The sequence below is a fragment of the Thermoplasmatales archaeon genome (assembly GCA_014361245.1).
Taxonomy (GTDB): Archaea; Thermoplasmatota; E2; order UBA202; family JdFR-43; genus JACIWB01.
Window position 1 is genome coordinate 1 of sequence record JACIWB010000058.1, and the last position, 6,244, is coordinate 6,244.

At 31.3% G+C, this 6,244-nt stretch carries 8 protein-coding genes; 7 read left to right on the forward strand and 1 reads right to left on the reverse strand.

Annotated features, from left to right (window positions below; genetic code table 11):
- The coding region (locus H5T45_07005) for a transposase (protein MBC7129455.1) at positions 1-386 on the forward strand (386 nt) is incomplete at its 5' end.
- Between the two features lie 133 nt (positions 387-519).
- A complete protein-coding gene (locus tag H5T45_07010; GenBank protein ID MBC7129456.1) occupies positions 520-1,704 on the forward strand; it encodes a hypothetical protein in 1,185 nt (394 codons plus the stop codon).
- On the opposite strand, the gene H5T45_07015 is transcribed toward H5T45_07010, so the two are convergent.
- Positions 1,658-2,671, reverse strand: coding sequence for an NDP-sugar synthase (locus tag H5T45_07015; protein ID MBC7129457.1), 1,014 nt, complete (start codon positions 2,669-2,671; stop codon positions 1,658-1,660). The two genes, H5T45_07010 and H5T45_07015, sit on opposite strands and share 47 nt — an antisense overlap.
- A 45-nt stretch (positions 2,672-2,716) precedes the next feature.
- On the opposite strand from H5T45_07015, the gene H5T45_07020 reads away from it, so the two are divergent.
- The 5 genes from H5T45_07020 to H5T45_07040 all read left to right on the forward strand — a co-directional run bounded on the left by H5T45_07020 (position 2,717) and on the right by H5T45_07040 (position 6,027).
- Positions 2,717-2,962 carry a hypothetical protein gene (locus H5T45_07020; GenBank protein ID MBC7129458.1) on the forward strand — a complete coding sequence of 82 codons (246 nt, stop codon included), beginning with the start codon at positions 2,717-2,719 and terminating at the stop codon, positions 2,960-2,962.
- Between the two features lie 439 nt (positions 2,963-3,401).
- Positions 3,402-4,454: a DUF1614 domain-containing protein gene (locus tag H5T45_07025; GenBank protein MBC7129459.1), complete on the forward strand. Its 1,053-nt coding sequence runs from the start codon at positions 3,402-3,404 to the stop codon at positions 4,452-4,454.
- Positions 4,447-4,968, forward strand: coding sequence for a CDP-2,3-bis-(O-geranylgeranyl)-sn-glycerol synthase (locus H5T45_07030; GenBank protein MBC7129460.1), 522 nt, complete (start codon positions 4,447-4,449; stop codon positions 4,966-4,968). The genes H5T45_07025 and H5T45_07030 overlap by 8 nt, the downstream gene beginning before the upstream one ends.
- Before the next feature lie 4 nt (positions 4,969-4,972).
- On the forward strand, positions 4,973-5,218 hold the full coding sequence (locus H5T45_07035) for a hypothetical protein (GenBank protein ID MBC7129461.1): 246 nt from the start codon (positions 4,973-4,975) through the stop codon (positions 5,216-5,218).
- Complete coding sequence (locus tag H5T45_07040) at positions 5,194-6,027, forward strand: radical SAM protein (protein MBC7129462.1); 834 nt, start codon at positions 5,194-5,196, stop codon at positions 6,025-6,027. Before H5T45_07035 ends, H5T45_07040 begins: the two co-directional genes overlap by 25 nt.
- The last annotated feature ends 217 nt before the right edge of the window (positions 6,028-6,244 follow it).

Below are 6,244 nucleotides of genomic sequence, written 5' to 3' on the forward strand. Positions count from 1 at the left end.
TTGCCATAACTGAAGGAGATGTAAATGATTCCTCTCTTTTTGAAGATTTTATAGAGTATATACCCGCTGGCTCTACAATTTATGGAGATAAAGCATATTTTTCAAGAAAGAATTATAATATTGCTGAAAAGAAGGGAATAATATTTCATTCCCCTCCTAAGAAAAATGCTTTAGCTAAATGTAGGGGAAGTAAAGAATTTGCAGAAGAAGTTAAATTGTATAAGGAGTTAGGATATGAAAAATGGGCAGAAGCTACTGGTTATAAAGAAAGATTTAACAAAGAATATGTTTTTTCGAGATTAAAAACAATATTTGGAAAGCTTAAGAGCAATTACTCTTACAGGAGTTGCTATTACTCTTATGAATATGATTACTTTGTGCAATAAAGTAATTTAAAAAAATAGCTTTAAGAAATAAGTAAAAATGATTAAAGGCAAAAATAGCAGGAATTTATCTTTATTTATTCTACATGCCCTTTTTGGAAGAATAGTTTTAAATACCTGAAATAAAATTTATAATATGAAAAAAATAATTGCTTTGGCAACAGTTATTCTAATTCTTTCCTTGCCTTCATTTGCAGGCGATAGCAAAATAAGAGCCATATGGTATAAAACTTGGGGAGGCACTGAGGACGACTTTGCAACATCCATGGATGTGGTGGATGAATCAATATATGTAGGTGGCTCAAGCAACGGAAAAGCAATATTGCTTAAGTTTGATATTGATGGAAAGTTTATTTGGAATTCTACAATTTCAGATAGCTCTGTTGCAAATGATTTAAAGTTTTATAATGGATGCATTTATTTAGCTGGAGAAATTGGGGAAGAAAATAAAGATGTATTTGTCGCAAAAATAGATGAAAATGGAAACATTTCATGGATAAAGAGATGGGGAGGAAGCAGCAGCGATATAGCATATGGAATAGATGTATATGATAATAAAATTTACATATGTGGAACAACATCAGGATTTGGGGCGATATCAAAAAGAATTTTTATATTGAAGTATGACACGGATGGAAATCTTTCATGGATAAAAACATGGGGTGGAAATAAAGATGAGGAAGCTTATGATATTTATGTGGCTGATGGTATATATATAACTGGATATACAACCACTTATTCCGTTGGTGGAAAGGATGTTATTCTTATGAAATTTGATATGGATGGAAATTTAGTTTTTTTCAAAACATGGGGTGGAAGTGAGGATGATTTTGGCAATTCAATAGATATATCTGATGGAATATACATATCTGGCTATACATCTTCCTATTTTCCAAATTCTTTTGTAATAAAATATAGTATGGATGGAGAACTAATTTTTGATAGGAGATGGGGGGAAGAAAATGACAGCTCATTTTCAGTGAAAGTTTATGGTGATTCATTTTATTCTGGAGGAATAAGCAAAGGAGACCTCTCTTTGGTTAAATATAAAAATGATAATTTTGCGTGGCTAAAAATATGGGGTGGAAAAAAAGAAGATTGCCTGAAAGCCATTGATATTGAGAATGAAAGGATATATATTGCTGGTTATACAGAAAGTTATGGAGAGGGAGGAAAGGATGTTTTAATTTTAAAATGCAATCTTGAAGGGAAAAAATCAATTGAAGTAATTGTTTTTTCTGATAAAATAAATATTTTTGGAAGAGAAATAATTCCTATTTCCTGCAGGGATTTCCAATCTGCTCTTTTGGATAGCCCTTAGGCAATGATTTGCTCCATAATTTTACATTTTCCATGCTTTCCTCTATTTTTTCTTTTTCACCAGCAACAACATTTTTTAAATTTACTCCATCTTTTATTATGCAGTTTTTTGCAATTATGGAATTTTCAATTTCAACATTTTTTCCTATTACACAATTATCGTAAATTATACTTCCATTAACAATCGAGTTTTTTCCTATTGAGCAATTATCTCCAATCGTGGAATATTTAACAAGTCCCTCTATATTGCAGTTATTCCCGCATAAATAATTTAAACTTTTTTTCCTGAGCAAAAATTTTGTTGCCCCCAAATAACTTTCCTTTTTTCCAACATCCATCCAGTATCCATGGAAAAGATAGCCATAAAATCTTCCTCCTTCTTCTATAACTCTTGGAAATATTTCCTTCTCCATAGATACAAATTTACCCTTTTCAATATAGTCAAGAACTTCATAATTCATGCAGTATGTGCCCGCATTTATGAGCTGGGAAGGCGCCTCCTCGCGGGCTGGCTTCTCGATGAATTTTTTGATTTTTCCATCTGATGAAATATCCACAACTCCAAATTCTTCAACATTTTCCACTTTCCAGAGGGAGATGGTTATAAATGATTTTTTCTTTTCGTGATAGCTGATGAATTTTCTTATGTTAAGTGAAGAAATTATGTCACTATTTATTACAAGAAATGTTCCATCGATGAATTTTTCAGCATTTTTCACTGCCCCTCCTGTTCCAAGTGGTTTATTTTCCCTGTTCAAAATTGCATTTACTCCCCTTTCTTCAAGATATTTTTTTATTTTATTGTTTTTATAGTTTGATGCAATAATAATTTCGCTTTCCTTAGGCAATGAATTTATTATATAATCAATCAATGGCTTATTCAGTAATGGCAGAAGCGGTTTTGGTGTGGTATAAGTTAATGGAGCAAGTCTTGTTCCATATCCTCCCGCTAATATTATTGCTTGCATAAAAAAATAAAGTAAATAATATTTATAATTATTTCATTTACAGGTGTGATTGATATAGAAGAATTAAGCAAAAGGCATTTAATACCAATTTCGCTGATTATAGTTTCAATGCTTACATTTTTTTATCTTCTCTCTTTCAATAAAATTTTTATTCTTCTTATTGCCATATATGCCTTTTCCGTATCAATTCTATTAACTTTTATATTTACAGGAAGGATGTTTATAAATTATTTAAAGTTTAGGAGATTTTTTAAGAGATTGAAGAAGGAAATTGAGAAGTTTAAGGAATAATTTTTTTGAATGAGGTGTTATATTAGCATTATTTAAATTCATCTATTGCTTTGAAAAAATTTTTTTTCATTGCTCTGAAAATTTATTTTTTGAACCTTTCTTAATTCTACAATTTCCATTTTTAACAATTTCAAATTTTTTATAATATTACTTTGGTTCTTCCCCTTTTAGTATAAACATACCAAATGAGGGAAACAAACCATTTTTAAGATGCATTATTTTGGATTATCAAAATTTCAAGTGGGAAATATTAAAAGGAAAAACCTATAAAGATGAAGGACCATATTATAAAAACTCCCTCCTTTTTGATATCATCAAATTTCTTTGTCGCTTTTTTTATTTTAAATTATAAAGAGCCACAGACCGGATATAACTTGAGCATGTTTATCTTTGAAATTTTACAAGGTAAAATGATAAAACATTTCCAAAAATTTTTTAATTGATATGCTATAAGGATGTGCTTGAAAAAATTATTTCATTTATAATATTTCCTGCAATACCTTTGCTTTTGCTAACTTTTCTTTTTTTCAGATATCAAAAAACTTTTGAAAAAATGCATCTTGGAAAAAAGGAATTTGTCCTCCTTGTAATTGGCTCAGCATCAACAATGATTATTGACTTGCCGGTTTTCATCTACAAAGATTACTTTCTCGCATTGAATATAGGGGGTGGGCTTATTCCCATAATATTATCCCTGCATTTCATTAATAAAAAAAGAATATCCTTTTCAAAATTAATTTTAGGAATTTTAATTATTTCAATTTTAACATACATGGTGACAGAAGTAAAAGAGGAAGGGGTTGTCTCCTATTTTCCCTATTATCTGCTGCCCTCATTAACAGCTTCTCTGATTTCCTTTCTCCTTTACTTCAGGCAAGAGATTTCTGCAATATATGCATATACAATCTCAACTTTTGGAGTTATAATAGGTGGCGACTTCGCCCGCCTGCCCCAGCTTTTTTTACATCCATTTTCCGGCTCGATGGGGGGAGCGGGCATTTATGATATGATATATATTGCCTCGATGCTTTCTTTTTTTATTTCATTTTCATTCATAATTAAGGAGAGGGGAAGGGCTGAGAGGAAATTTTTTGGAGAAAATTTAAATTATGCGGGGGTTGATGAAAGGATAATTTCATATCTAATTGATTTTTCAATTATATGCGGTTTTTCATTTTTTATTTCTCTTGGCTATTCAAATTTTATTTTATCTTTTATCAGATTTTTTTTGATTATTCATACAATTTATTTCCTCTTTTTTGAATTTTTATTTGGCTCAACGGTCGGAAAGGCGATAATGGATATCGAAGTTGTGGATGAAGAAATGGGAAGAAATTTTATGAGTATATTTACAAGAAACATAATTCGCTACTTTGAACTTATTGTTGGTTTTTATATATTGAGCATAATTTCAATTTGTTCGAGCAGGAGAAGACAGAGGATAGGAGATGTTATTGCAGATACATTTGTTATAAAGGTGAAAAATGATTGAGATAATTGCAGAAGCAATCTGGCTTATACTACCCGCCTATATTGCAAATTCATCAGCAGTTCTAATTGGGGGTGGAAAGCCAATTGATTTTGGAAAAAAATGGAAGGGGAAGCCAATTTTGGGAGAGGGAAAAACATGGCGCGGGCTTGCTGGAGGAATAATTTGCGGTTTTATTTCAGGAATTATTCTGAATAAAATATGGAATCTTTTTGGCTATGGCTTCTCTTCTTTTTTAATAATTTTATCTCTTTCATTTGGAGCACTTCTTGGAGATATTGCAAAAAGCTTTTTAAAAAGGAGGCTCAATATTGCTAGGGGAAAGCCCCTTCCACTTCTTGACCAAATTGATTTCCTCTTAGGAGCATTCTTTCTTGCTTTTATTGTAGATAAAGAATGGTTTTTATCTTCATTTACCATCTATCATATTTTATTTCTTTTAATTTTAACACCAATTTTACATTTAGTAACAAATATAATCGCATACTTATTAGGTTTAAAGAATGTCCCATGGTGATAAAATGGAGATGAATGAAGGATTGAAAAAATGGATGGAAGAACATGGAATAGATATCGAAAAAATTAATAAGCAAGAAGAAAAAATAGAGGGGAAATGCATGATATGCTTTTCAAAAGATGCGGTATATAAATGCATAAATTGCGGAAAATTTGTCTGCTCATCTTGCTTCTGGAAAATGCTTGGAATATGCAAGGATTGCGTAACCGAAGAAATGATGAAAAAATGGAAGGAAGAACAAATGTTATAAGTTTATTTGATCCCTGGAAAAGCAAATTATGCACATGCCCAAAAAAATATTCATTCAATCCCTATACAGGATGCTCTCATGCATGCATTTATTGCTATATTTCTTCCTATATAAGAGATCCATTTAAAGCAAGATTGAAAAAGCATATTCTAAGGAATTTAATAAAAGAAGTTGAAAAAGTTGATACATATATAAGCATGGCAAATAGCGGGGATGCATATACACCAGAGGAAAAGAAAAATATGGTGACAAGAAAATGCCTGGAAATATTCAAGGAAAAAAATTTGCCAGTGCTCATAATCACAAAATCAGATATGGTAAAGAGAGATGTTGATTTACTCAAGCAAATGAAGGCAAGCGTTAGCATAACAATAACAACCCTCAGCAAAAGCAAAGCAAGGAATGCGGAGCCAAATGCACCGCCGCCAGATAAAAGAATAGAAGCTCTTTCAATTCTTGCGGAGGAGGGAATTCCCTGCTCAGTTAGAATTGATCCAATAATACCTGATTTTAATGATGATGAAATTGAGGAAATTGTTTCAAATGTTTCTCCTTTTGTAAAACATATAGTTGCTTCCACATTAAAGCCAAGAAGGGATGCTTTTGAAAGATTAAAAAGAATAATTGATATAGAAAAATATGAATGGCATAGAATTGGCAATTCTTTTTATCTTCCGCAAGAGCTAAGAAATTTTTATCTCGAGCGAGTTGAAAAAGCATGCAGGAAGAAAAATTTATCTTTTGGGGCATGCAGAGAGGGCTATAAATTCTATGGAAAAACATGTGACAGCGGGCATTTAATTTTTTAGAATTTTTTCATTTCGTGCTTGTAGAATAAATAGCTGGAATTTGTGAATATTCCTATTTTTTAAATTCTGTCATTTCTGCTGTGTTGCACAACTAGTGGAAGCCATACTTCCACTAAATTTTGAAAAAAACTGGGCTTTTTACAAATTGATGAGCATGGTATAGAACACAAATTTCACTCCTGAGAAAAATGTTTCTTTAGCCTTTTGCTTTTGTGGA